The 22218-nt window shown below is 38.0% G+C and carries 26 protein-coding genes; 4 read left to right on the plus strand and 22 right to left on the minus strand.

Annotated features, from left to right (window positions below; all coding sequences use genetic code 11):
- Positions 1-180: 180 nt before the first annotated feature.
- Both ABDZ91_RS01120 and selB read right to left on the minus strand, forming a co-directional pair.
- On the minus strand, positions 181-273 hold the full coding sequence (locus tag ABDZ91_RS01120) for a putative holin-like toxin (protein WP_343795563.1): 93 nt from the start codon (positions 271-273) through the stop codon (positions 181-183).
- Positions 274-405: 132 nt separating this feature from the next.
- Positions 406-2283, minus strand: coding sequence for a selenocysteine-specific translation elongation factor (selB, locus tag ABDZ91_RS01125; RefSeq protein ID WP_343795565.1), 1878 nt, complete (start codon positions 2281-2283; stop codon positions 406-408).
- 307 nt (positions 2284-2590) lie between these two features.
- Between selB and ABDZ91_RS01130 the strand changes: the two genes are divergently transcribed.
- A complete protein-coding gene (locus ABDZ91_RS01130; RefSeq protein WP_343795566.1) occupies positions 2591-2809 on the plus strand; it encodes a methionine aminopeptidase in 219 nt (72 codons plus the stop codon).
- 34 nt (positions 2810-2843) lie between these two features.
- Here the strand turns inward: ABDZ91_RS01130 and ABDZ91_RS01135 are convergent, their stop codons facing one another.
- From ABDZ91_RS01135 to ABDZ91_RS01145, 3 genes are all read right to left on the minus strand, one after another.
- Entirely contained in the window at positions 2844-3458 is a 615-nt protein-coding gene (locus tag ABDZ91_RS01135; RefSeq protein ID WP_343795567.1) for an alpha/beta hydrolase, read from the minus strand.
- Positions 3459-3537: 79 nt separating this feature from the next.
- Positions 3538-3993: a MarR family winged helix-turn-helix transcriptional regulator gene (locus ABDZ91_RS01140; RefSeq protein WP_343795568.1), complete on the minus strand. Its 456-nt coding sequence runs from the start codon at positions 3991-3993 to the stop codon at positions 3538-3540.
- A 136-nt stretch (positions 3994-4129) separates the two neighbouring features.
- Positions 4130-4978 (minus strand): patatin-like phospholipase family protein, encoded by an 849-nt coding sequence (locus ABDZ91_RS01145; RefSeq protein WP_343795569.1) that lies wholly within the window; start codon positions 4976-4978, stop codon positions 4130-4132.
- Between the two features lie 178 nt (positions 4979-5156).
- Here ABDZ91_RS01145 and ABDZ91_RS01150 point away from each other — a divergent pair, with 178 nt between their 5' ends.
- Entirely contained in the window at positions 5157-6146 is a 990-nt protein-coding gene (locus ABDZ91_RS01150) for a DUF4003 domain-containing protein (RefSeq protein ID WP_343795571.1), read from the plus strand.
- Positions 6147-6515: 369 nt separating this feature from the next.
- Here ABDZ91_RS01150 and ABDZ91_RS01155 read toward each other — a convergent pair whose 3' ends face one another.
- From ABDZ91_RS01155 to ABDZ91_RS01230, 16 genes are all read right to left on the minus strand, one after another.
- The gene (locus tag ABDZ91_RS01155) at positions 6516-6920 is read right to left on the minus strand and encodes a hypothetical protein (RefSeq protein ID WP_343795573.1); all 405 of its coding nucleotides are present in this window, start codon (positions 6918-6920) and stop codon (positions 6516-6518) included.
- A gap of 83 nt (positions 6921-7003) precedes the next feature.
- A complete protein-coding gene (locus tag ABDZ91_RS01160; RefSeq protein ID WP_343795575.1) occupies positions 7004-7315 on the minus strand; it encodes a DUF3892 domain-containing protein in 312 nt (103 codons plus the stop codon).
- Positions 7316-7421: 106 nt separating this feature from the next.
- Positions 7422-8006, minus strand: coding sequence for an ATP-dependent Clp endopeptidase proteolytic subunit ClpP (gene clpP, locus ABDZ91_RS01165; RefSeq protein ID WP_343795577.1), 585 nt, complete (start codon positions 8004-8006; stop codon positions 7422-7424).
- A 21-nt stretch (positions 8007-8027) separates the two neighbouring features.
- Positions 8028-8732 carry a sigma factor-like helix-turn-helix DNA-binding protein gene (locus tag ABDZ91_RS01170; RefSeq protein WP_343795579.1) on the minus strand — a complete coding sequence of 235 codons (705 nt, stop codon included), beginning with the start codon at positions 8730-8732 and terminating at the stop codon, positions 8028-8030.
- A gap of 107 nt (positions 8733-8839) precedes the next feature.
- Positions 8840-10045, minus strand: a complete 1206-nt coding sequence (locus tag ABDZ91_RS01175) for an alanyl-tRNA editing protein (protein WP_343795581.1) — start codon at positions 10043-10045, stop codon at positions 8840-8842.
- A gap of 106 nt (positions 10046-10151) precedes the next feature.
- On the minus strand, positions 10152-10616 hold the full coding sequence (locus ABDZ91_RS01180) for a hypothetical protein (protein ID WP_343795583.1): 465 nt from the start codon (positions 10614-10616) through the stop codon (positions 10152-10154).
- Between the two features lie 149 nt (positions 10617-10765).
- A complete protein-coding gene (locus ABDZ91_RS01185) occupies positions 10766-11140 on the minus strand; it encodes a hypothetical protein (RefSeq protein WP_343795585.1) in 375 nt (124 codons plus the stop codon).
- A gap of 108 nt (positions 11141-11248) precedes the next feature.
- Positions 11249-11809, minus strand: a complete 561-nt coding sequence (locus ABDZ91_RS01190; RefSeq protein WP_343795587.1) for a ribonuclease FAU-1 family protein — start codon at positions 11807-11809, stop codon at positions 11249-11251.
- Between the two features lie 19 nt (positions 11810-11828).
- The gene (locus ABDZ91_RS01195) at positions 11829-12344 is read right to left on the minus strand and encodes an NUDIX hydrolase (protein WP_343795590.1); all 516 of its coding nucleotides are present in this window, start codon (positions 12342-12344) and stop codon (positions 11829-11831) included.
- A gap of 92 nt (positions 12345-12436) precedes the next feature.
- Positions 12437-13186 (minus strand): SDR family oxidoreductase, encoded by a 750-nt coding sequence (locus ABDZ91_RS01200; RefSeq protein WP_343795591.1) that lies wholly within the window; start codon positions 13184-13186, stop codon positions 12437-12439.
- Between the two features lie 125 nt (positions 13187-13311).
- Entirely contained in the window at positions 13312-13776 is a 465-nt protein-coding gene (locus ABDZ91_RS01205) for an NUDIX hydrolase (protein WP_343795592.1), read from the minus strand.
- Between the two features lie 74 nt (positions 13777-13850).
- On the minus strand, positions 13851-14873 hold the full coding sequence (locus ABDZ91_RS01210) for a serine hydrolase domain-containing protein (RefSeq protein ID WP_343795593.1): 1023 nt from the start codon (positions 14871-14873) through the stop codon (positions 13851-13853).
- A gap of 279 nt (positions 14874-15152) precedes the next feature.
- A complete protein-coding gene (locus tag ABDZ91_RS01215) occupies positions 15153-16007 on the minus strand; it encodes a VOC family protein (RefSeq protein WP_343795595.1) in 855 nt (284 codons plus the stop codon).
- 125 nt (positions 16008-16132) lie between these two features.
- Positions 16133-16885, minus strand: a complete 753-nt coding sequence (locus ABDZ91_RS01220; RefSeq protein WP_343795597.1) for a VOC family protein — start codon at positions 16883-16885, stop codon at positions 16133-16135.
- A gap of 60 nt (positions 16886-16945) precedes the next feature.
- Complete coding sequence (locus ABDZ91_RS01225) at positions 16946-18478, minus strand: RNA polymerase sigma factor (RefSeq protein WP_343795599.1); 1533 nt, start codon at positions 18476-18478, stop codon at positions 16946-16948.
- A 222-nt stretch (positions 18479-18700) separates the two neighbouring features.
- Positions 18701-19516 carry an SPL family radical SAM protein gene (locus ABDZ91_RS01230; RefSeq protein ID WP_343795601.1) on the minus strand — a complete coding sequence of 272 codons (816 nt, stop codon included), beginning with the start codon at positions 19514-19516 and terminating at the stop codon, positions 18701-18703.
- A gap of 131 nt (positions 19517-19647) precedes the next feature.
- Here ABDZ91_RS01230 and ABDZ91_RS01235 point away from each other — a divergent pair, with 131 nt between their 5' ends.
- Positions 19648-20682: an aromatic acid exporter family protein gene (locus tag ABDZ91_RS01235; RefSeq protein WP_425541772.1), complete on the plus strand. Its 1035-nt coding sequence runs from the start codon at positions 19648-19650 to the stop codon at positions 20680-20682.
- A gap of 102 nt (positions 20683-20784) precedes the next feature.
- On the opposite strand, the gene ABDZ91_RS01240 is transcribed toward ABDZ91_RS01235, so the two are convergent.
- Positions 20785-21150, minus strand: coding sequence for a VOC family protein (locus tag ABDZ91_RS01240; protein WP_343795603.1), 366 nt, complete (start codon positions 21148-21150; stop codon positions 20785-20787).
- A gap of 195 nt (positions 21151-21345) precedes the next feature.
- On the opposite strand from ABDZ91_RS01240, the gene ABDZ91_RS01245 reads away from it, so the two are divergent.
- Entirely contained in the window at positions 21346-22185 is an 840-nt protein-coding gene (locus ABDZ91_RS01245) for an undecaprenyl-diphosphate phosphatase (RefSeq protein WP_343795604.1), read from the plus strand.
- Positions 22186-22218: the final 33 nt, after the last annotated feature.

Genomic DNA, 22218 nt, shown 5'->3' on the forward strand with positions numbered 1-22218 from the left:
AATCTTGTTTTAAAACCAAGCAGTTTGTGGTAAAGTAATAACAAACATAAATATTACCAAACAAACATATAATAAAAAAACCTCAGAGTGCGCCAACACTCCGAGGCATACAGCTGATTTCTTGAGGAGATCGGCCTACGACGAAAATAGACCTCACCCGCTTACCAATTCAAGGGAGGTCTATTTTTTATTGGAAAAAGACAGGACGACGACAATCAATGAAGCAAACGAAATCATTAACGTTAATGATTCAAAAACTGTCATCATAGGCATCACCCCCTTTCATAAAGGGGTAAGCCGACCACCCTTGAAAATTCAGCTGTTACCTATTATTTTACCACATTCCTCCACATTTAGAACAAGCGTTCTCGATATGTGTTCAAAATAAGGCTTTTGGATTAGGGATTAGCCTACCCAGTGTCGTACTTCTCCTTCTCTTCTAGTAAGGCCACGGACATCCATAGTTTCTAAGAAGGGAATTAAAAATTTACGGGACAAGCCTAATATATCCTTAACATTGGACAGAGTTAATTCGTCCGGGTGCTTATTTTTACAGGTTTGAACAGCTCTGTCAAATGTATCCTGTGTCCAAATGATCTTATCTGACAAACTGACCACTTTATTCGATTGGACTAAGTAATGGAGTAATTCTATATGAAGCGAATCTGGAATACCGGCTTCCTTTAGGTAGTCTTCCTTTGTCTTGACTTGATACTCATCGCGACGGATGGAATCTAATAACCCTCGGACGCGCTTTTCCCATTGTTTTGGAACATGAGGAGAAAAGCTTTTACTTTTAACATACTGCTCTTCCCGAGTAAATACATCCGGATCACCCTTATCTAACACAGCCTCTACTAGTTCAGTTGTGTACGTTTTTCCAAGTTCCTGGACAAGTTCAGCTTTATTGATTCCCGAGCGCATTGGATATTTTGAGTGAAACTGCTCTAATAATAACGTCATATCTCGAATTAAACCATCCATAACTTTTGCATGCGTCACTCTATTTTTCACTACTAATAGATCATCAGTCTCTGTCAAAAGCTTTTCTAGCTCTGCTTCTTCAATGTGTAATTCTGTACATAATTCATTTGCTGTCATCATTCTATTTTTTAATAAAACGGATGAGGCTCTTTCTTCGAGTGTCCCTTCTTTTTTTAGAAGGAGAGATTGGATGGTTTCTTCTCCCCACTTATATTTCTTGCCATTTGGGTCAATAACCCAACCGCCAGCAATGGTTTCTGCAGGTGTTGGTCTCCTTAAAATAAAGCGATCTCCTCTTTTGACTACAATCGGTTCATTTAGCCTGATTTGGCATAATACCTCATCTTCTTCTTGAACAATCTCATTTCGATCAAAAAAAACAAGGGTACCAAGAACTTCTGAGGTCCCTACATGGCAGTTTACAGGCATTCTTTGTTTGACAGGATGACGAAGCTGATCCACAAAACGTATGGATACATCAATGGTGTGAGTACTAAAATGATTAGCATGAGAAACCACTACGTCCCCTCGCTTAATCTCCTCTTTGTTAATTCCCCCTATATTTAACGCCGTTCGTTGCCCTGCCATTGATTCAGCAACTGTTTGATGATGTACTTGGATCCCCCGAACGGTTCCTTTCACACCTGGTGGTAAAATATACACGCTATGACCTTCTGAAATATGACCGTCAAAGATAGTGCCTCGTACAACGGTTCCTTGGCCTTTCACATGAAAAACTTGATCTATAGGGAGCCTAAAATCCCCTGTATTAGCCCTGGTTGGCAAGTCTATTACCTCAGACTGAATAGCATCCTTTAGTTCTTTAATTCCTTTATTAGAAAGACTATCTATGTAAAAATAAGGGGCATTTTCAAAAATAGTACCTTGTAATTCTAATAGAATTTCGTCTCGAGCAAGTTCCAATAATTCCGCTTCAACCAAATCCATTTTTGTAATAGCAATTATCCCTTTTTTTACTCCAAGAAAAGATAAAATTTCTAGATGTTCTTTCGTTTGTGGCATAGCGCCCTCATTTGCAGCTACGACTAAAACAACCATGTCTATTCCGGCAACACCAGCAATCATCTGTCTAATAAATCTTTCATGGCCAGGTACATCTACAATCGATACTTGTAGTTCCTCATTGTTAATGAGAGGAGCAAATCCTGGTTCGATGGATATGTTTCTTTCTTTTTCTTCTTTCAGCCGATCTGTGTCAACATTGGTTAAAGCTTTTGTAAGTGTAGTTTTACCGTGGTCAATATGTCCTGCCATCCCAACTGTATAGAATTTTTTCATCCTCTCACCTACCCTCTAAATGGTTATAATCCTACTTTACAAATCTACATCTATTGCATCAAGTAATTTCCATCCTGTTTAGTACTTTTGATGTTAGACAAACAAAAAAAATTCATGTATATTGTATTTTGGTTCTATTGTTAGTACCCCCATACTTACAATATATATAAACTTTTCATAGTTAGGAATCTCCTTATTTGGAGATTCCTTTTTGTAATTAACAGAATATTTTTTTTTTAGATAACAAACGGATAATATATCTATTTCTACACATACTAAAGGGAAAATGCTTTGGAGTGAAGTAGATATGGGTGTGTTTAACAGATTTTCAGAATGGCGTAATGAGAGATACAAGAAGAAAGTGACAGAGATGCAATCTAAAGGTTTGTGTCCAGATTGTAGAGGTAGTGGTCTAAGTATGTGGACCCTCAATGAGTTTGTCCATACAAACTTTTATGACTGCCCAGGCTGCAACGGTTCTGGTTTGTTTACAGATTGGGAAGATACTAGCGAGTACAATCATTAAAAAAGGGCGACAATCACTGTCGCCCTTCCCTATTTTATCTTGAACTAAAAGTTTGTTGATACCACCCAGCAGCTGCCGTTACTTCGGTTTGAGTTAATGCGTGTCCGTTCATCTCCCAGTGGATTGATACAGCTGATCCTGCGGCTTCTAAAAGGTTTTGTAGATCCATTGATTCCTGAGATGGACAAATAGGATCATTTTTCCCTGCTGTAATGAGGACAGGTACATTGGCAAGGTTAGGTAATTCCATCCCTCTTCTAGGAACCATTGGATGATGTAGAATGGCTCCTCTTAAACTATTCTCATAATGGAACAATAGACTTCCGGCTATATTGGCTCCATTTGAATAACCAATGGCTATTACGTTATTTCGATCAAATCCATACTCTTTAGAGGCTTCATTTAAAAATTCATGAAGCTGTTTCGTTCGATAAATCAAATCCTCTTCATCAAATACTCCTTCTGCAAGACGACGGAAGAAGCGGGGCATGCCATGTTCTAACACTTCGCCACGAACACTCAGTACCGAAGCTTCAGGATCAATCAGGTTACCCAGTGGCAATAAATCGTGCTCATTCCCACCGGTCCCATGTAAAAGAAGTAACGTTGGTTTAGTAGAAATTTGACCTTGTTTATAAATATGCTTCATATGTTTCTCTCACCTAATTTTCTTTGTATTTATCTCGTACTCAAATATTCTTAAACTGAGATATATGGTATGAAAAAAACTACAGACTTTCAGCGTAAAGACCAAGCTGTTTAAGTTTTTCAATTAAAATAGACTTTTCCTCGGAGGTTATTCCGCCCATGATATTGTGTAGCGCCTCTACATGTTTTGGAAAAATCTCTTCCATCAGTGTTTTTCCTGACTTTGTAATGACTGCAAAAGTTATACGGCGATCATTGGGACAAGGCTTTCGAGTAAGATAACCTTTTTTCTCAAGCTTATCTACTACATACGTAATACTACTACTGGCAAGTAAAACTTTGCTTCCAATTTTTTGGATGGGCTGTTCACCTTTGTTGAATAGTAATTCTAGGACAGCAAATTCTGTTAAGTTCAGTCCGTGTGAACGAACATCCTTTTCTACCTGTTTTCTTACTGATTCAACTGCCCGGGTCAAAACAATAAAAAGCTTTAATGATAAGTCATGCTCTTGTTTATTTTCTGTTTCATAGGTCATTATATTCACCCACTAATGAAATATCTTTGTTTCGAGATAATCGTATAACAAAGAGTGGTGACTGTCAAATAGGAAGAATGGACTAGTTAGAGTCACATCTTCCTACTTTAAATTTTATGACTATATCAAAATGATACTATTTTAAAAACTCCACAATCTCTTCATACTGCTTCTTTGCATCTTTATATCCTAACTCGTAAAGGGAAAGTAGACGTTCTTGTTTCCGTTCCATTCTACTAACAGGTATATGAACACTCGGTTGAATGATCATTACATTTCCCTTTTCCTTTTCAGAATCTAAATAGCCGAGCGTTTCATTATAATGCTTGTATCTTGACTGAATTAGTTCACCAATTTTAGGATGCTTTTTACTAAAATAAGTAATGGCACCTCCGAACTTACTAGGTTTTTTTGTATAATTCGGTGGTTTTGTCATAACGATGACGTTTTTATGATTACCATCTTCTTGTGCTTTCCGAATAGGAATAGGGTCAATAATCCCGCCATCAAGCAATAAACGATTATCATACTCTACACTTGGAGCTACAAACGGTAGAGAACTAGAAGCACGGATAATTTTCAACATATGTTTGCCGTGGTCCTTTTTATCGTAGTAGACGGCCTCCCCTGTTTCACAATCAGTTGTTCCAACAATAAACTGTTCTTTCGCGTTTAAAAAAGTATCGTAATCAAACGGGTTAATTTTGTTTGGTATTTCATCAAATAAAAAATCCATACCAAAAAACTCACGGTTTCGTATAAAATTCCGAAATGATAGGTAGCGAGGATCACGAACCAAATCTATATTAACCACTTTGTTCCGCCCGTTTTGTCTGGATAAATAAGAAGCAGCCATACAGGCACCAGCAGATACCCCAATGACATAGGGAAAGTATAGTTCTTTTTCCATGAAGTACTCTAATACCCCAGCCGTGTAGACCCCTCTCATTCCTCCGCCTTCTAAAACTAATCCAATGTTTTCCATATTAACTCCCATTTCTGTCTGTTAAAATAAGTATTTCTCTATTTTAAATAAAATGGAAATGAATTGCTAGTTCCAAACTTCTTCACTCTCGAGGGATTCTTAAAGTAACCAAATCAAATGAAACTATCATCTACTCCTTTCCGTATAAAAGGTATAGACAAAAAAAGGTGGGTTACAGATGCTATCAGAAAACTTACAAACGAAAGTAGACGAGTATATAGATATTTATGGGCAATTAAGAAAAAAACTAAGATGGAAAGTAGCGGATCAACGAACGCTTATGCTGATTGCTTCTATGTATGTGGTTAAAAATAAACCTTTCAACCTAAAACGATACATTGAACTGTGTGACTATATTAAGAATAATGTTGGAGCATTTTCCACTCTGAAATCATATCAACGTTTTACAACGGCGGCTATGTTAGATATTGAATGTGATAATCCAGAAAAATCTTTTCATTCTTATCTTGAACTCTATGAGAGTTTTGTAGATGGTGGATTTAGTAGAGGTGCCTTTACGTATATAGCAGCTCTAACAATGTTAAAGGATATGGAGGAATTAGTTGATCCAAAATCAAAAGTTCAACGTTCCCTTGCCGTTTATAAAGGGATGCGAAATAAACACTTCTTCTTAACAAGTCATGAAGATTATCCATTAGCTGTATTGATTGCAAACCGAGATGAATCCATAGAGAAACTTATGGATCATATTGAGGGTTTTTACGATCGATTAAATGAAAATGGGTTTCGGAAAGGGAATGACCTACAGTTTTTGAGCCACATTCTTTCATTAGATACTGAATCAGATCCGGACCTTCTTGTGGATCGTTGTTTGAAACTTTGGAATACATTTAAAGAAATAGGCATTAAACCGAAGGCAACCTACTATCCAGAGATGGGAATGTTGGCACTTCTAAAAGATGGAGCGAAAGAAGTTTCGAATGTTGAGAAAGTAGCAAACTATTTAAAAGACCAAAAGCATTTCAAATGGCAAAAAGATATGAACTTTATGATGGCTGTAAACCTGACTGTGAGTTGTAAAATGGATAACACGCTTTCCATGGAGACGGGATTCCATACAATTGTTGAGGCCATCATTCAAGCACAACAAGCTGTAAATATCGCTACGGTTGCTGGAGTCGCTGCAGCCAATAATAGCGCATCATAACAAAGTGGCTTTAGTTAGTCGTGGGAATTGACTTTCTAAAGCCACTTTAAATTTTTAATATATGCTTTTGAAAAGCAAAACAATTTAATTTTAACGCTGAGCAGCCCGAATACACGTAGACTCCTGCGGGACCAGTGACCAGAGTGAGACCCCGCAACGAAGTGAGGAGGCTCACGGGGAACCCGCGGAAAGCGAAGTGTAGGCGGGCTGCGGGCTATATTAAAGACTTATTTTCTACTTCCCCCCTACCGCTTTGACAGAAATGGCTCCCGAGTGTTTACTCAAAATACNGCGAAGCGAGGAGGCTCACGGGGAGCCCGCGGAAAGCGAAGTGTAGGCGGGCTGCGGGCTATATTAAAGACTTATTTTCTACTTCCCCCCTACCGCTTTGACAGAAATGGCTCCCGAGTGTTTACTCAAAATACAATCTTCTAAATCCTCTCGTTTTAAGAAGCCTAAACTAATGGCAGAGTATATCTTTTCTTCATCCGGCCGCTTAACGGTTTGGATTAAGTCTTCCATATTTAACTTCTCTAATCGTTCAACCGTGGTTGTTTCATCAAACTGTTCGACGCTACGAATTTGGCGCTGGAGTTTATAGCCTAAGATTGTAATTTCTCCTTTTTCATTAACGCCTATTTTTTCATCAAAATACTCATGGAACAGTTTCTTTAACGTATTCATTTGAGCCTCAATTTCCTTTTTGCTCAAGTGAAGCCGATAATATTCCGACAGCATTTCCTTCGTAATTGTTTTTTCATTTTCCTTACTCAAGTAGCTCGTCCCCCTATATTCTTGATACTTCATTCTATTGGGACGAGCTCGGAAATATTCGTATGAGAAATGCTGGCGTTTTATTAAAACTCGGGTAACCGATCTAAATTATTCTCTTTTATTCCATCTGGTTCACTACGTAGAATATCCCTGCCATACTTATGAAATACATCCACATGTGCTAATTGGCCAGCTTTGGCCTCCTCTAAAGCAGTGATATAATCTAACTCTCTACCTTGATCCGTTTTAAAAGCAATCAAGTCTCCATCCTCATTTTTTCTGACTGCAACAATCTGTTCTTTGTTTGGCTGAGGGGCAGCCATTTCATTCGAGGCTTGTTGTTCTCCTAGTTGCTTATACTCTTCATAAATTTGTTCAAAGTTCTTTTGATCCATTTTCACACCTCCCGAACATACGTTTAGTATGTTCGGTTTACTGTAAAATATGAAAAAGGTAGCTCCCCTCTAAAGAAAGCTACCTGGATTACAAAAGTGAAAGAATTTATTTTTTTGTTGTAATAATCTCATCAATAATCCCATACTCCAAGGCTTCTTCAGCGCTCATGAAGTAATCACGGTCTGTGTCTTTTGCTACCTTTTCAATCGGTTGACCAGTACGTTCAGCAATAATTCCATTGATATGCTCTCGTAACTTTAAGATCCGTTTGGCGGAAATTTCAATTTCAGTCGCCTGCCCTCTTGCACCACCTAAAGGTTGGTGAATCATAATTTCACTATTAGGGAGGGCATACCTCTTGCCTTTGGTTCCAGCTAGTAACAACATGGCTCCAAAGGAAGCGGCCATTCCTGTACATATAGTCTTCACATCTGGTTGGATATATTGCATCGTATCAAAAATAGCAAATCCTGCAGTTGTGGAACCGCCTGGACTATTGATATAAAGCGAAATATCTTTTTCGGGATTATCTGCTGCTAAAAATAATAATTGGGCAACAACGCTGTTAGCAACATGGTCATTGATTTCATCTCCGACCATAATAATCCGATCTTTAAGCAGTCGAGAATATATATCGTAGGAGCGCTCCCCACGTCCTGACTGTTCAATTACGTATGGTATTGTACTCATGTTTACTCCTCCTCAAAGCTATTAAGCTGCCATTGAGAGTGTGCAAGAAGGAGAGTACTTAGATGTAGAATAAAGAGGTTTGATCATACGTTTAGGTGATGTAGACTCACTTGTTAATGACCGAATAAATGGAATATCCTTTATTAGTATCGATGGGTCATCACTTACCAAAGCTGTTACAAAAAGATTATACAGCTCTTCCTGGTCACTGTCTGACCAGTATGGAACGACTGTAGGTGATCCGTCTTTCTGAAGCCTTTTTCGTATACGGAAAAGGGTCGCTTTAACAGATTCCTCGGTGGTTTTAAGAATTTCTGCTACCTCTTTTGACTGATATTGAAAAGCTTCTTTTAATAAAAGAACGACTGCCTGTTTAGGTGTAAGCTGATTCAAAAGAAACTCCACTAATTCTGGTACTTGATTGGATGAATCTGGTCCTAGTAATTCATCCATTCCATCACTGTTAAGAACTTCTCTTTTCTTTTTCCGGGTGATGTCTATCCATTGGTTGTACGCGATTTTATTTAATAAGGAAGGTTTTATGTCATCTAAATTTGTAAAACGACACCATACTTTTGAGAAAACTTCTTGAGCTAGATCTTCCCCATCCCATTTATTTTGGGTTAAGAATAGACAGTATTGTTGAAGTTTACGATACAGCTCATTCATTTTATGGACTTCCTGTTCTTGAACATTCGCTTTAACAGAGAAGCTGTTTTCATTCATACTTTTCAACTCCTTTTGCACCTCTCACCTATTAAACGTTTGAGAGTCCCTAAAAAGATATGGGGGCCATAAATTTTTTTTATTGTATGCAATGGAGGTCATCCAGATTACAGGACCTCACGTTTCATGGTGTCGATTATTTCTTGCAGGAATTGATTTGAGCTTATGACTCCTTCTCCACCACCTTGGACGAAAGTCGGCTTCCCTCCGCCCTTTCCACTGATGATAGGTAAGAATTCTCCCATCCATTTTTTTAAGTCAATTTGGGCCGTTTCGTCAGTAGCGCTTACGAATTGAATTTGATGGTCATTTTTGGAAACAAGATGGACGATGCACTGGTCTTTTTCAGAAACAATCGTTCTTGCCAAGGTTTGAAGCTCTTTCAATGTTCGATTTTCGTATGCTTTTGCAATGAGTGAGTACTGTTGAAAGCTTTGACTCTGGTTAATCAATTGGTTGGCTTCAAATTGAATCAACAGTTCCTTTGTTTCTTCCAACCGTTTCTCTATATCCTTATTTTTATCAAGCAATCGGATAGTAGCTTGAGTTAAGTCCTCTTCTGGTGCATTCAATAGCTGCCCAAGTTCTGATGTGATTTTTTGTTTTATAGCCAATTGCTTTAGGATGCGATTCCCACACACAAAGCGAAGGCGTATTTTCTTTCGTTGTACTTCCCACCCAACAATTTTGATGCCCATTACTTGTCCTGTAGAGTCAGGGTGCGTTCCTCCACATCCGTTGTAATCGAAGTTCGGTATGATCACTAACCGGATATTGTCATCGACCGAAAGCTCTTTTCTAAGTGGATAGCTTTTGGCTCCTTCCTTTGTAACCCATTTTGTTTCGATAGGTCTATTTTCAAGGATAATTTGGTTTGCTAAGGTTTCAGCCTGTAGGGCAACATCCTCTGTAAGTTCATGTGTATCTAAATCTATGGTTAAGGTTTCAGACCCAAGGTGAAAGCTAACGGTATGTATGTCGAACAACTCTTCAAATGCAGCTGATAATATATGCTGTCCAGCATGTTGCTGCATATGGTCGAACCTTCTTTGCCAATCAATCTCTCCTACCACTGTTTCTTTAGAAATAGGAGCTTCTAGAAAATGGCGAATCTCTCCTTCAATTTCTTCTACATCTATCACCTGTATTCCATTTAAGGTTCCTGTGTCATGAGGTTGTCCTCCACCTGTTGGATAGAAAGCGGTTTGGTCTAATACTACATATTCTCGGCCGGTGTCATCCTGCTCTTGTTTTAATACATTCGCTTCAAATGCTTTTAAGTACGGATTTTCGTAATATATTTTATGTTCCAATGACAATGACTCCTTTTGTTAGGTATTCGTGTTCTTTAAGTTTATAGGAAAAGCGATCCCTTTGTATAGGAATCGCCTTGTCATTTTTTATATTCAGTTGGAGTTTTTATATTCTTTCTATAGTCCGACGAATAAAGAACTTGTAGTAGGATAGTAAAATCAATAAAAGAATGGGGTCTGCTATTGCAGAATGCTTGATGTCCCACCATCCATACTGAAAGTAACCCCAAGGTTCTGGTAGCAATGTAATAAGTTCATAAATCAGAATAATCACTACCCAAATGGTAATATAAAGGACCTGTTTCCTGATTGGCTTTTTAAAGGGGTACCAATTGATAAACATCATATTAACAGGGGGAAGAAGGACAGAATGAGCTAACGCATCTTGCCATTGTATGGTCTGGTCAAAGTACCAGTAGGCTTTATATTTTACGTCAATAAATTTATCGAAGGAAACCTGAAACGCAATGGTAAAAGTCCAAATATGAGCTATTTCATTTCGGTTCAGGCGAGTGTTCGTTTTAAATGCTATGTAATTGAAGAGAATAATGGCACAAGTGAGTCCAATCATGAAATTCTCCTTATGTATACCACTAGGTTTAGTAACGACTTCCTACATCGTCTGAACAGCATTTCCTTCTCTTATTATTTTCCAGTTGACTGGAGATTTATGAAAATAAATGCAAAATAAAATACGACTCAAGCGAGTCGTATTTCAAATTATTCTTCTTTTTTAGAAATAGCCCCCATGCCTTCTAAAATAATTTTCGCGTCAGCACTTAAATAATCTAGTACATCTTTTCTTAAAAGAAGGGCTGTATGATTTTTTATACAAAGTTTAATTCCTCGCAGATCGAAATCTTTAGCACGTATATTGATCGTATGAATGGTTGCCATCTCTTGTCTCGACAATGGTTTTACTCCTGCATCCACTCGATCTAAAAGGAACTTAAGTAATTCCCTCGCATTGCTATTTAAGGCAGATTGCCTCTCTTTTAACAGATTTAAGTTCTCTTCCAAATAGACTCTCGCAGATACTAAATCCAACTCATCAGAACATTTATTTATTTTTTGAATTAATTCACGCAAATCCAAGATGTCTCGATCTCCTTCTTGTTCAGTTTATCAAAACAATAAAGCACTTACTGTTTTATCGGAACAAAAAGTAAGAATTATAGATGTAAAAAGTCTCAATTTTATAAGTTACAGGTCCTTTTTAGTGGCATTTCTATTATAGAGAAGGTCCTTGTGCTGATTTACAATATTTAACCACTCAAACTCATTCAGACGTATTTTTTGGAGTAACTGTCTTTTCTCGTTTAAAGCTAGCTTATATAGATTCTCTTCTAAACTACCATGAGCGTATGCTTCCTCAAGTTCATCTTGATCAAGCTCAATAATCTCGCCTGTGGGTAATACGACCACATCTAAGTACAGGTCTTCAAACCAGGGTATCCCGTTTTGGTCTGTGCCCGTTTTAGTAATTATATCTATATACCACTGAACGATTTCTCCTTTTTGGTCAAATACGGTTGTCATCGCGTAGTGCCCCTTGTTAGGAAAATGTTGAAGCCACATGAATCCATGATCGACAATACAAACTTCACGTTCCCCGTAATTCACAAACAAAGGCCCTGTTACTTCTTTCATCTCAATAAGTGTTGCATATCCCTGAAATTCCTTAGTATCAAATACATCCTGGTTATAGATTTGCTGCTTCACTCGTTTCCATCCAGCCCGATTTCCCGTTCTTCTTTTTAGCATGTTTCTCCTCTTTCTTCTCTCAACCTATTTTACAGCTAGATTTACGCCCTAATTGTAAGGCTTCTTCTATAATATGAAATGCGATAGCGTGATCATCCATAATATAAGGAATTTCTTCAGGTTCTACCCAAATACGTGTGGTTGATTCATTTTCTCGCTTAAACGGTTCACACTCTGTAATGTCCATTCGATAGTACAATTGATATCCGATTAGTGGGTACTTCCCATTTGAATCAAATTTAGGATTTTCTTCATGACTGACTTCAATGGCACCAAGGTATTGAATTGTTCCTTTTACATAGCCTTCCTCATAGGCTTCACGGAGAAAAGCTTCTTGTGGTGTTTCCCCTTCATCCACATGTCCCCCAGGGTTATTAAATCCTCTCCCTTTTATGTGAACTTGCAATATTTTACCTTCATGAAAGCAATATCCATGAACACTTGTGACCTGTTTCAGGTCTTTTATTTCATGTAGAGGCAACCAAGTAAGTCGGACATTGTGACCGCCCCAATCAACATATATTGATGAATGCATGATAGGACCTCCCTAATTTGGAAACGTTTTCTAATTAAAATATAAAGTAAAAAGTTAGGTGAAGTCCGCTAGGTTTTCGAGAGTTTTGTGAATTATTCTTCGTACATCATTTTCCTTGTCATCCCACCATCAACCATTAGATTAGTACCTGTAACAAAATTGTTCGTGGGTTCAGTTAAATATAAGCACGCACGAGCTATATCACTCGGTGTTCCAACTCTTTTGGAAAAATGCTGCTGATGATCAATGTCCCGCAATTTTTGATAATCACCAGTCTCAATCCAGCCTGGCGAAATAGCATTAACCGTGATTCGGTAATCCCCAAATGAAGCAGCCAGTGCATGTGTAAGTGCGATGATACCACCTTTTGTAGCCGCATATCCTTCAGAGTGAGGCTCAGACATGAAAGCCCTCGTAGAAGCAATGTTGATAATGCTACCACCTTCATTATTCTCCCTCATGACTTTTGCAGCTTCACGTGAACATAAGAAGACACTCCGTAGATTGGTATGTATGATATCCTCCCACTCTTCAACCGTCACATCAAATGGGGATTTAAAAAGACCTTTCCCCGCATTATTGATTAAAATATGTATGCCCCCATACATATCCTGTGTGGATTTGATAAGGTGAACAATCTCCTCTTCTAGACGAACATCTGTTTTGATGAAAGTAGCTTCGTAATTTTGAGACCGTAACTCACTGGAAAACTGTTCTCCTTGAATGGAGTCTACATCTGCGAGGACGACTTTTGCCCCGTTTTTGGCATACTCTAAAGCAATCCCTCTTCCAATTCCATTTGCTGAACCTGTAACAATAACGGTCTTTTCTGAAAAATTCATGTAGGCACCTGCTTTCTTAGATTTGGGGTTGATGGCGTTTGGGTGTCAGTATGTATTGCTGACTTTTATTCGCGAATAGTAGAATAACCAGCCATACCTGTATTACCACCCTTCCTCCCTGCTTGTTAGTCCACTACCGGTAATTTTACCTCATTTTTCCAATCTATAATAAATGGTCTCTGTCTTGGGTTTAAATTTTCGGGAAGCTCGTCTTTGCTAAAATAACGGTGTTCACGACTTTCCTGATCTACTTGCTTGAGGGTACCATTAAACGCTTTACTATAAAAAATGACTTGTACACTAAATGCTTGGTCACCATTTGGATAGATGGCAAAGCATTTTTCTCCAGAATATAAACCGAATAACTCCAAGTTACCAACCGTTAATCCTGTCTCTTCAAATACTTCCCGCTTTGCAGTCTCCTCAAAAGACTCACCAATTTCCATGATTCCCCCAGGGATACACCAATTATCACTATCCATACGATGTTGAAGTAGAATTTTTCCATTTTGCTCTAAGATAATCTCACAACCTACAGTAAACAATGTTTCATTACCAATGTATTGGCGCATTTGTTTAATATAATTCATTCGTTATCTCCTTTTTCTCCTTTTAAAAATGCTGATAGCTTAAATTGAAAGCTACCAGCATATGAACGACATTTCTAATCTACTAATAAACTTTCCAATTCAGCGGTTATAGGATAAGCACCCGTTTCTTTATTACTAGTAACCACTAGCTTAATCCCTGACTTGGGATAATAACCTGAATGGAACGATACACCTGGATCATATCCCATCACATGGTACTTATATATTTCTTCCCCACTTTTTGTAATCCAGATGCCATAACCGTAATACTCCTCATCTTCCTCTTGGACATGGGGCGTCAAAAGCGCTCGGGTGTTGTCCTCACTTAATAACTTAGCATCCATTAAGTGATCCCAAAGCTTGACCATGTCAGCTACTGTGATAAACGCCCCACCATCTGCTCCACCTTTAATAGGGATGGAATAAATATTTGTTTTCCAGTTCCCTGTTTCTTCATCATCGATATAGCCTAACGCAGTATTACCAGGTAACTGATCTAATGAAAAATAACCTGAATCGACCATCCCACATGGTTTAAATATGTTCTCTTCAATATATTGGGTGAAGTTCATACCAGATTGTTGCTCAACAACAAGGCCTAATATAATGAATGCTGCATTATTATAATGGAACTTATCCCCTGGTTTAAACATCATCTCTCGGTTTTGAAACAAAGATAAAAATGAATGTAAAGTCGTTAACGAGTACATGGGTGTTGCTTTCCAAAGATCAGCAAAATCATCCATCGTTGCTTCATCAAAATAATCTGGAATACCAGACGTGTGTGTTAAAAGGTGATGAAGCGTTATGTCCTCATCAAAAAGTGGAAACGCTATATCTAAACAATCTTTTAATCTAGTATTAAAATTTATCTTTCCTTCATCTACTAATTGTCCTATGGCTATGGCGGTAAAAAGCTTGCAGCCGGAAGCGATACCAAATCTTGTATTCAGGTTGTTACTTACACTTTCCGAACGGTTCGAATAACCGAAAGCATACTGTAGTAAAATATCATCCTTATAAGCTAGCAAAGCACCAGAGAATCTGACCTCTTCTGCTTTGGATTTAATTTGTTGTAGTTTATTTGTGCTAATCATTTTTTGTCTCCTAAAGATAAATTTCCGTATGACTAAAGGGCAACAATAATACTGGGGTTCATTGATAACATAATGGTACCATATTTTACCTGTGTCTGTAGATTTATTTCGGTTTATCTTAATTTACAATAATAATGTTATGTTAATTACTTCTCCGCAAAAAGGCTTTCTATTGATCCTCTTCTTTTCTGTCCCATTCCCCATTCATAATCAAAAAGCCCAATCATTTTTCTGATTAGGCCTCTTAACTTTTACATTATGAAGTTTTTTCTTGGAAATTTACTTCACTACCAAATGAATGACATTACCTGATGGATCTTCTGTTTGGATATATCCATCCTTGTCATTAACAGGGGCATTAACCTCTTTTAACAGACTTATTGTTTTTGAAAGGTCGTCATCACTTGGTAAAACAAGCGTATACCACTTCAAACCAACGCTTGTTTCAACAGGTTTTTCTCCTCCTTGACTCACCCAGGTGTTTAAGCCGATGTGATGATGATAGGCCCCCGATGATATAAACAATGCTTGATTTCCGTATTTAGTTACCAGGTCTAAGCCAAGACCTTTACAGTAAAATTCGTAGGTGTTTTCTAACTCGGAAACTTGAAGGTGAATGTGGCCCATCACGGTAGCAGGAGGTAAGCCTTGCCAAGGTGTACCATCATCTTCATCTACTAACCCCTGTGCATCCAACGCAATCGTAGCCATTTCAACTTCTCCATTATGCCAGTTCCATGTCTCATCTGGTCTGTCCGCATAGATCTCAATCCCGTTTCCATCAGGGTCAGCTAAATAGAGTGCTTCACTTACTAGGTGATCAGAAGCCCCTTGGAGAGGATATTGACTTTTTACTAAGTGGATGAGGGCTTTGGCCAAATCTGCACGAGTCGGAAGTAACAGTGCAAAATGGAATAACCCTGTATTATGTTGGTTCCTAGGCGTAACTTCATTTGGTTGCTCAATCGTTACTAGTGGTGTCTTTCCATCTGCAGTCAATGTTGCTCTCTGTTCAGATTCTTTCATGACCTTAAACCCAATGACTGATTCATAGAATGCAATGGAACGAGTTAAATCAGAAACATATAAATGTATATCACTTACGTATGATACCGGTTTTTGATGAAATTTCATTTTGTTTAGTCACCCTATTCTAATTTTATAACTTACTTTATGTAAGTAACTATATATTAGTAATTATTTTTAGTCAATCCATTATTACCTTGTAGAATAGGGTAACACTATTCGTTCATTTCTATTTATAAACAAACCATTACTGTGTTTCCTTCTTTATCTTTAATCATAAAATAATGATCGAATTGAATGTCTCTTACGACCTCAATACCCTCATTTTTTACATATTGATATGCTTCATGAATGTTTGAAGCTTTCAACATATAGGTTGGAAAGGACTCAAGGTCCTGATTGTTCCGATTGTCGTCTAATAATATTCCCTCATCAAACCAATAGATAGGGCCACCATCTTGGCGATCTGGTTTGATCGGCTTTTCTAGTAATCTGCTGTAAAACTCGGTAGCACGCTTCAAGTTTTGAACGGGGATTACTAACGTGTTTATATGATTTTTGATCGGGTGTGATTCTGATTTAGGACTTTTAGGATTAGGATGCTCCCAATTGGACTCACACATCATTAGGATATTTCCTTCCGTATCTTCAAAGTTGAAGTAAGCCAACCCTGGATGTGGGTTTTGTAGTTCAAGTGAAATTTTGCATCCCATTCCATTGATAAAAGAGAGAGCTTTTTGAATATCATTTGTATGGAGCATACAAATGGGATGACGTTGCCCCTTCAGATTACGATGGTCATCTAACAGTAAACCCAGTCCCTCATCCATGTCCACTCCATAAAAGGGAGTTTCATCATCCAAATCTTCTAACGGAAGATCTAGTAGTTTTGAATACCAAACAGCACTCTCTTTAATATGTTGCACATGGAGAATAGCCCCCCCAACTGTTTGAACAATGGTATCTTTCTTTACAGATGTGCTCATAATAAATTCCTCCTTAAAATGTCTGATCACTAACAAGACGTTTGAGGTGTTAATAATCTATCATTCAACAACCGATTTTCTTAATAAATATTTTTCGAGATTTTCAATAGCCTTTTCTTCGTGCTCTTTTGCTTGTCTAAGTAAGGTTATGGTTCGCTTTTTTATGTCCATTTTGATTCCTGGAAGTCCGTACGGGAATGAAGGGTATAAGGCAAGAAAAATATCGTGTACTTTTTTGTAATGACTAAGAGCCATTTGTATCCAAGGTTGTTCGTTATGGATAGATGCTATTTTTCCTAAAAAATGGACAGCATGCTCCCTATCCTCCGTCATTAGAGCGATCTGATAAGCATGACCAATTGAATTTGCATAACCACCTTCAATCGCCTCAATCCAAGTATCATAGGCGGCTAATCCTTGTGTAAATCCGTCAATCTTTGGTTCTTTACCTCTTGCATGATTCACAATATTTTCAATGCATGTTGTTATGCGTGGTTTTTGACATGAAGATACATGTAATGTTCCAACAAATAATTCGGGTACTGGTGTCCTTCCAATTTTTTCATATGGAACAGTCAGATTCGTATGTGTTGAATCAGCAAATGTAAGGACCTTTTTTTTATTATCAAATCCATAAATCAAGCCAAACTCATAATTCGTTAGGTTCCAAACAATGGTTGGTTCGCCTAGTTCAATAGAATGCTGAATAAGATCTAAAGATTGAAGAAGCAGATCCGGAGTTGGAATGGCATTTGGTTTTCCGATATAGGAATACTTTGTTTGAAAGGTATCCGCAATAATCTTTAAAACCCAGCCCCAGTCATACACATAGCTACTGCTTACATCAACTTCTTTTGATACCTGAATCCGGAACGCTTGTCCGGTGTATCCCATTACATCGCTTAAATGTAGGTTTAAATTCGTTCTACTTTTAATAAGTTCATAGATTATGTGTCCTAGTGAAACATAAGACGGATGAAATGCTAGATCATCCAATATAGCTTGTTGTAGTTCCCCGTTTTTCTTCCGTCGATCCAAAAAACGTTCTATTTCTCTTTTAAATCTTTCATCTCTCAGTTTCATTTTGGCTCGAGATAGGATATTGTACACATTCGCAGTCGTCATTTGAAAGGTTTTGGCAATTTCCTCTGGAGGAAGTTGATTATAAAAATGAGCCTCAAATATTTGTCTGTTTCTTTCTGGTAAATATTCCATTAGAGACAAAAGTGAATCTTGTATATCTCTTGCAGCATATACAGCTTCAGGGTCCTGTGACTCGTCGATACTTTCAATGTATGTTTCATGGGTGTTGGGGTCAAGATGCTTTTTTCTTATGTAATCGATGGCTCTATTTTTTACCATATTCCGAAGCCACGGTAAAAAACGATCAGCCTGTTGAAGGTTTTGTAAATGAAGATAGGAACGGAGCAGCACATCTTGAGCAACGTCTTCTGCAATATAAGGGTCCTTTGTAATCATCTTTGCCCAGTTAACCGCATTGGAACGGTGTTTCTCAATCAGGTGAGTAAAGGCTTCCTCATCGCCTTGTTTTGCTTGTTCAACTAAAATTTGATCTTCATGGTTAGTGTGCATGCAACCCCTCCTAAACTTCCTAAATTCAATGTAACATACTTGGGTAAACTAACTCTATCTCAATGGAAAGGAGTTGTGTGAAAATGAAAAAGAAGCTTAGACAAGCGGTGCAACATGCAAACGAGGAAAATCCGACTTCTAGAAAAGGTGGAAATCCTCAGGCATCCAAAAAGTCAAAACAATGATGAATGAATGTGAGGTAAGTTAGGCTTACCTCACGTTTTAATAAGGCATGAACCCCTCCGCACCGATATAAATATTTTCTGGGGTAAACGTCTTTTTCATTTCATTGAGAACTCTTTGCTTGCTATCAGGAGAATACCACTTATTCAACTCATCCACATCATAAAGCTCTTTAATTTGTAGCCTTTCCGTTCGCTTTCCTTGACTTCCATCCCCCGTAAAGTCATCAATACAAATTCGGTTTACTACTTCTTTAAGCTTATATGGAAATTCATTAGAAAATGGTAGAACAGGTGTTACAGCCACTTGACTAGGAAGACCAGCCTCCTTTAATTTACACAACGCATTAAAACGCGCTTGTATCGGAGGAGCAGCAGGAGAAAATCTCTTTCGGACTTCATCAAGATCTGTCTCCACCGTAACACTAATACGTAACCGATCTTTTAATTGTAGAAACAAATCGGTATCTCTTGTAACAAGCGGGCTTCGAGTTTGAACAAACAGGAAATCCGGGGGACTTTCCACCATGGCTTCCAAAAGTCCTCGTGTAATTTGTTCTTTATAATCTAATGATTGATAGGGATCCGTACTTGAAGACATAAATATGGTGGTTTTCTTGTTTCTCTTCTTGAGACTTTGGAGTTCTCTTATAAGTTTATCCTTTACATTTTCCTTTACATCCACCCATGTCCCCCACTCTTGTTTACGAAATAATCCAACAGGACTTTGCCTAACATAACAATAAGAACAACCAAAGGCACAGCCTACATATGGATTCAAGGAATGACTATACCCTGTTAAAAATCCTCCAGTGGGGGTCAAAATCTTTTGTGGCGATTTATATTGAATATCCATGGTTTCACCCTTTACTTGTCATACCTTATTTTTCCTAAAAAAATAGTCTATAATAGAAATGCAAATTTGTAGAAAATGAGGTTTTTTCATTGGGTGTGTTTAAGCGTTTTCGATTTGTAGGCGGTCGAATTATGAAAACGGGAGTTGCCGTTCTCATTACCGCTTTAATCTGTGATTTTTTAGACTGGCCAGCGATGTTTGCTGTTATAACGGCGATTGTAACCATTGAACCGACAGCAGCGGATTCAATAAAAAAAGCATTTATCCGCTTTCCTGCATCTGCTTTAGGAGCGGGCTTTGCCGTGTTATTTAGCTATTTTCTTGGAGACACTCCCATCACCTATGCACTCGTTACACTGGCTACTATTATCACCTGTACCAAATTGCATCTTCATGCAGGAACCCTGGTAGCGGTCCTTACTGGAGTGGCCATGATCTCTACCATTCATGATGAATTTGTATCTTCGTTCTTCATTAGGCTAGGAACAACCACAACGGGTCTTGTAGTATCGTCGCTTGTTAATTTACTACTATTACCACCCAACTATTCTGAAACAATCTCTAAGAAAGTGCACCAACTTTATATTAAGACTGGAACCCTACTCGAAAAAAGAGGAATTGAAGTAATCAAGCTTCACCCTTTACAACGAGAAACAAAGATGGTATTTCGAGAAATTCAGGCCGAGATTGAACAAGTCGAAAAACTTTGTCAGTATCAAAAAGAAGAATGGCGATTACACAGAACTATTCGGAAAGATTTACGCTATTTTCACTATGAGTACAAGAAGCTAACATTGCTCAGACAAATCCTTTATCATTTAGGAAACTTAATACATCTTCCAGCAAAAGATGAGACTATTCCTGAACATGAAGAAGTCAAAATTCTTACAGCTATTCAATCAATAAAAAATATCATCCATCACCCTCAATTTGAAATAGATGATGGACACTATTCTATTATGGAAGGTTTATTGGAAGACCTTTGGGTAGAACATCCAGTCATTCATGAACAATCATTTAAATCCATTAAGCATCACTTTTCCAACAGGAAAGTCTTAAAATACGAGCTACTATCTATACATGATTTATTGAACGAACTTGTTTCTATACAAGAACAAGAACGACAGCACTTCTCTATGCTGCGGCGTAATTTAAAAAAAGGTTAGAATGAGGATTATATAGACGGACACAGATCCGTTATTCTTATTTTCATCCTACTTTCGAATATCCGAAAACTCATCATATAGATAAGACTATTTGGACGGCCCCTATTTAATTTGTGTAAACGCAATTTTATGGCCGTCAGGAGTTTTCAATTCAAACTCCACATCTCCCCATGGCTGTGTTACAGGCTCGCTCAGCATTTGATTAGGATTAGAATGTTCATATGGCTCCAAATCTTGAGCTACAACATGGTTAAATAAAGTATGTACATCTTTAACCGCAATATGGATAGCCGTATCCCCGGGATTTGCTTCATCAGCTGGATGAAGCATTATCTCGGTTTGCCCTAATTGAAACCAATGCATCCCTTCAAACCCATGCGAATAGGCAAACCCAACTCTTTCAAACCATTCTTTTGCTATTTCAGTGTTTGTAGAAAACAATACAAGGTGATGAATTTTCTCTAACATTTGAAACCAACCTCCTAATCATTTTTCTATTATATCCATTCGGTTCAATCCGTTAAAAAACCTTCTTTGAATATTGCTGTTGCAACTTTCGAATTTCAAGTATACTAAATGAGTCATGAAATCTTGCTTGTAGGATTAGATGTATTTTATACGTTTAATAGATGTTTCTAACACTAGGTTAAGGGGAAAATACAAATGGAATTTCTTACATTATTCAAAGCGCTCATTCTTGGGATGGTCGAAGGATTAACGGAATTTGCACCTGTATCCTCCACAGGGCACATGGTCATTGTGGATGATATGTGGCTCCTGTCTGAAGAATTTTTAGGAAAGTATGTGGCCAATACCTTTAAGGTCGTCATTCAACTCGGGTCCATATTAGCCGTCGTTATTGTTTTTAGAAATCGCTTTATTGATTTATTAGGATTGAATCGCTTGTTCAAAAAGGAAGTGAAGATGGAACATGGTCAAAGTCGTTTGAAGCTTACGACTGTTATCGTTGGTTTGATTCCAGCAGGAGTGCTTGGGGTATTATTTGAGGACTATATTGATGAATACTTGTTTTCAACGGAGACTGTTTTGGTTGGGTTAGTGACTGGAGCCGTTTTGATGATTATAGCGGATAAATTTGCTCCAAAGAAACCTCAAATAGAAACGGTCGATCAAATCGGCTATAAACAAGCGCTTGCGGTCGGATTGTTTCAATGCTTAGCTCTTTGGCCGGGCTTTTCTCGTTCTGGCTCAACTATTTCTGGTGGGGTTTTACTCGGGATGAATCACCGTACTGCAGCTGACTTCACTTTTATCATGGCTGTTCCTATCATGGCTGGAGCAAGCTTCATTTCCCTGTTAAAAAACTGGGAGTACTTTACACTAGATGCTCTGCCGTTTTTCATTGTCGGATTTATTAGTGCCTTTATCTTTGCCCTAGTCTCTATTAAGTTCTTCTTGAAACTAATTAACCGTATCAAACTTGTACCGTTTGCCATTTATCGAATCGTATTAGCGATTATCATCTTTGTCCTCTATTTTTAGTAGTGGAAGCCAAAAGCTCGGGTTGTCTGCCTG

The sequence above is a fragment of the Bacillus carboniphilus genome (assembly GCF_039522365.1).
GTDB classification, from domain to species: domain Bacteria; phylum Bacillota; class Bacilli; order Bacillales; family JC228; genus Bacillus_BF; species Bacillus_BF carboniphilus.

Excerpts from the sequence above, each read along its gene's own strand:
- ABDZ91_RS01145 (WP_343795569.1), bottom strand. The coding sequence starts at position 4,978 with ATGGAAAACATTGGATTAGTTTTAGAAGGCGGAGGAATGAGAGGGGTC.
- ABDZ91_RS01195 (WP_343795590.1), bottom strand. The coding sequence starts at position 12,344 with ATGCATTCATCAATATATGTTGATTGGGGCGGTCACAATGTCCGACTT.
- ABDZ91_RS01190 (WP_343795587.1), bottom strand. The coding sequence starts at position 11,809 with ATGCTAAAAAGAAGAACGGGAAATCGGGCTGGATGGAAACGAGTGAAG.
- ABDZ91_RS01150 (WP_343795571.1), top strand. The coding sequence starts at position 5,157 with ATGCTATCAGAAAACTTACAAACGAAAGTAGACGAGTATATAGATATT.
- ABDZ91_RS01215 (WP_343795595.1), bottom strand. The coding sequence starts at position 16,007 with ATGAAATTTCATCAAAAACCGGTATCATACGTAAGTGATATACATTTA.
- ABDZ91_RS01200 (WP_343795591.1), bottom strand. The coding sequence starts at position 13,186 with ATGAATTTTTCAGAAAAGACCGTTATTGTTACAGGTTCAGCAAATGGA.
- ABDZ91_RS01210 (WP_343795593.1), bottom strand. The coding sequence starts at position 14,873 with ATGATTAGCACAAATAAACTACAACAAATTAAATCCAAAGCAGAAGAG.
- ABDZ91_RS01245 (WP_343795604.1), top strand. The coding sequence starts at position 21,346 with ATGGAATTTCTTACATTATTCAAAGCGCTCATTCTTGGGATGGTCGAA.
- ABDZ91_RS01230 (WP_343795601.1), bottom strand. The coding sequence starts at position 19,516 with ATGGATATTCAATATAAATCGCCACAAAAGATTTTGACCCCCACTGGA.
- ABDZ91_RS01130 (WP_343795566.1), top strand. The coding sequence starts at position 2,591 with ATGGGTGTGTTTAACAGATTTTCAGAATGGCGTAATGAGAGATACAAG.
- ABDZ91_RS01235 (WP_425541772.1), top strand. The coding sequence starts at position 19,648 with ATGAAAACGGGAGTTGCCGTTCTCATTACCGCTTTAATCTGTGATTTT.
- ABDZ91_RS01120 (WP_343795563.1), bottom strand. The coding sequence starts at position 273 with ATGCCTATGATGACAGTTTTTGAATCATTAACGTTAATGATTTCGTTT.
- ABDZ91_RS01135 (WP_343795567.1), bottom strand. The coding sequence starts at position 3,458 with ATGAAGCATATTTATAAACAAGGTCAAATTTCTACTAAACCAACGTTA.
- ABDZ91_RS01225 (WP_343795599.1), bottom strand. The coding sequence starts at position 18,478 with ATGCACACTAACCATGAAGATCAAATTTTAGTTGAACAAGCAAAACAA.
- ABDZ91_RS01220 (WP_343795597.1), bottom strand. The coding sequence starts at position 16,885 with ATGAGCACATCTGTAAAGAAAGATACCATTGTTCAAACAGTTGGGGGG.
- ABDZ91_RS01170 (WP_343795579.1), bottom strand. The coding sequence starts at position 8,732 with ATGAATGAAAACAGCTTCTCTGTTAAAGCGAATGTTCAAGAACAGGAA.
- ABDZ91_RS01180 (WP_343795583.1), bottom strand. The coding sequence starts at position 10,616 with ATGATTGGACTCACTTGTGCCATTATTCTCTTCAATTACATAGCATTT.
- clpP (WP_343795577.1), bottom strand. The coding sequence starts at position 8,006 with ATGAGTACAATACCATACGTAATTGAACAGTCAGGACGTGGGGAGCGC.
- selB (WP_343795565.1), bottom strand. The coding sequence starts at position 2,283 with ATGAAAAAATTCTATACAGTTGGGATGGCAGGACATATTGACCACGGT.
- ABDZ91_RS01240 (WP_343795603.1), bottom strand. The coding sequence starts at position 21,150 with ATGTTAGAGAAAATTCATCACCTTGTATTGTTTTCTACAAACACTGAA.
- ABDZ91_RS01205 (WP_343795592.1), bottom strand. The coding sequence starts at position 13,776 with ATGAATTATATTAAACAAATGCGCCAATACATTGGTAATGAAACATTG.
- ABDZ91_RS01140 (WP_343795568.1), bottom strand. The coding sequence starts at position 3,993 with ATGACCTATGAAACAGAAAATAAACAAGAGCATGACTTATCATTAAAG.
- ABDZ91_RS01160 (WP_343795575.1), bottom strand. The coding sequence starts at position 7,315 with ATGGATCAAAAGAACTTTGAACAAATTTATGAAGAGTATAAGCAACTA.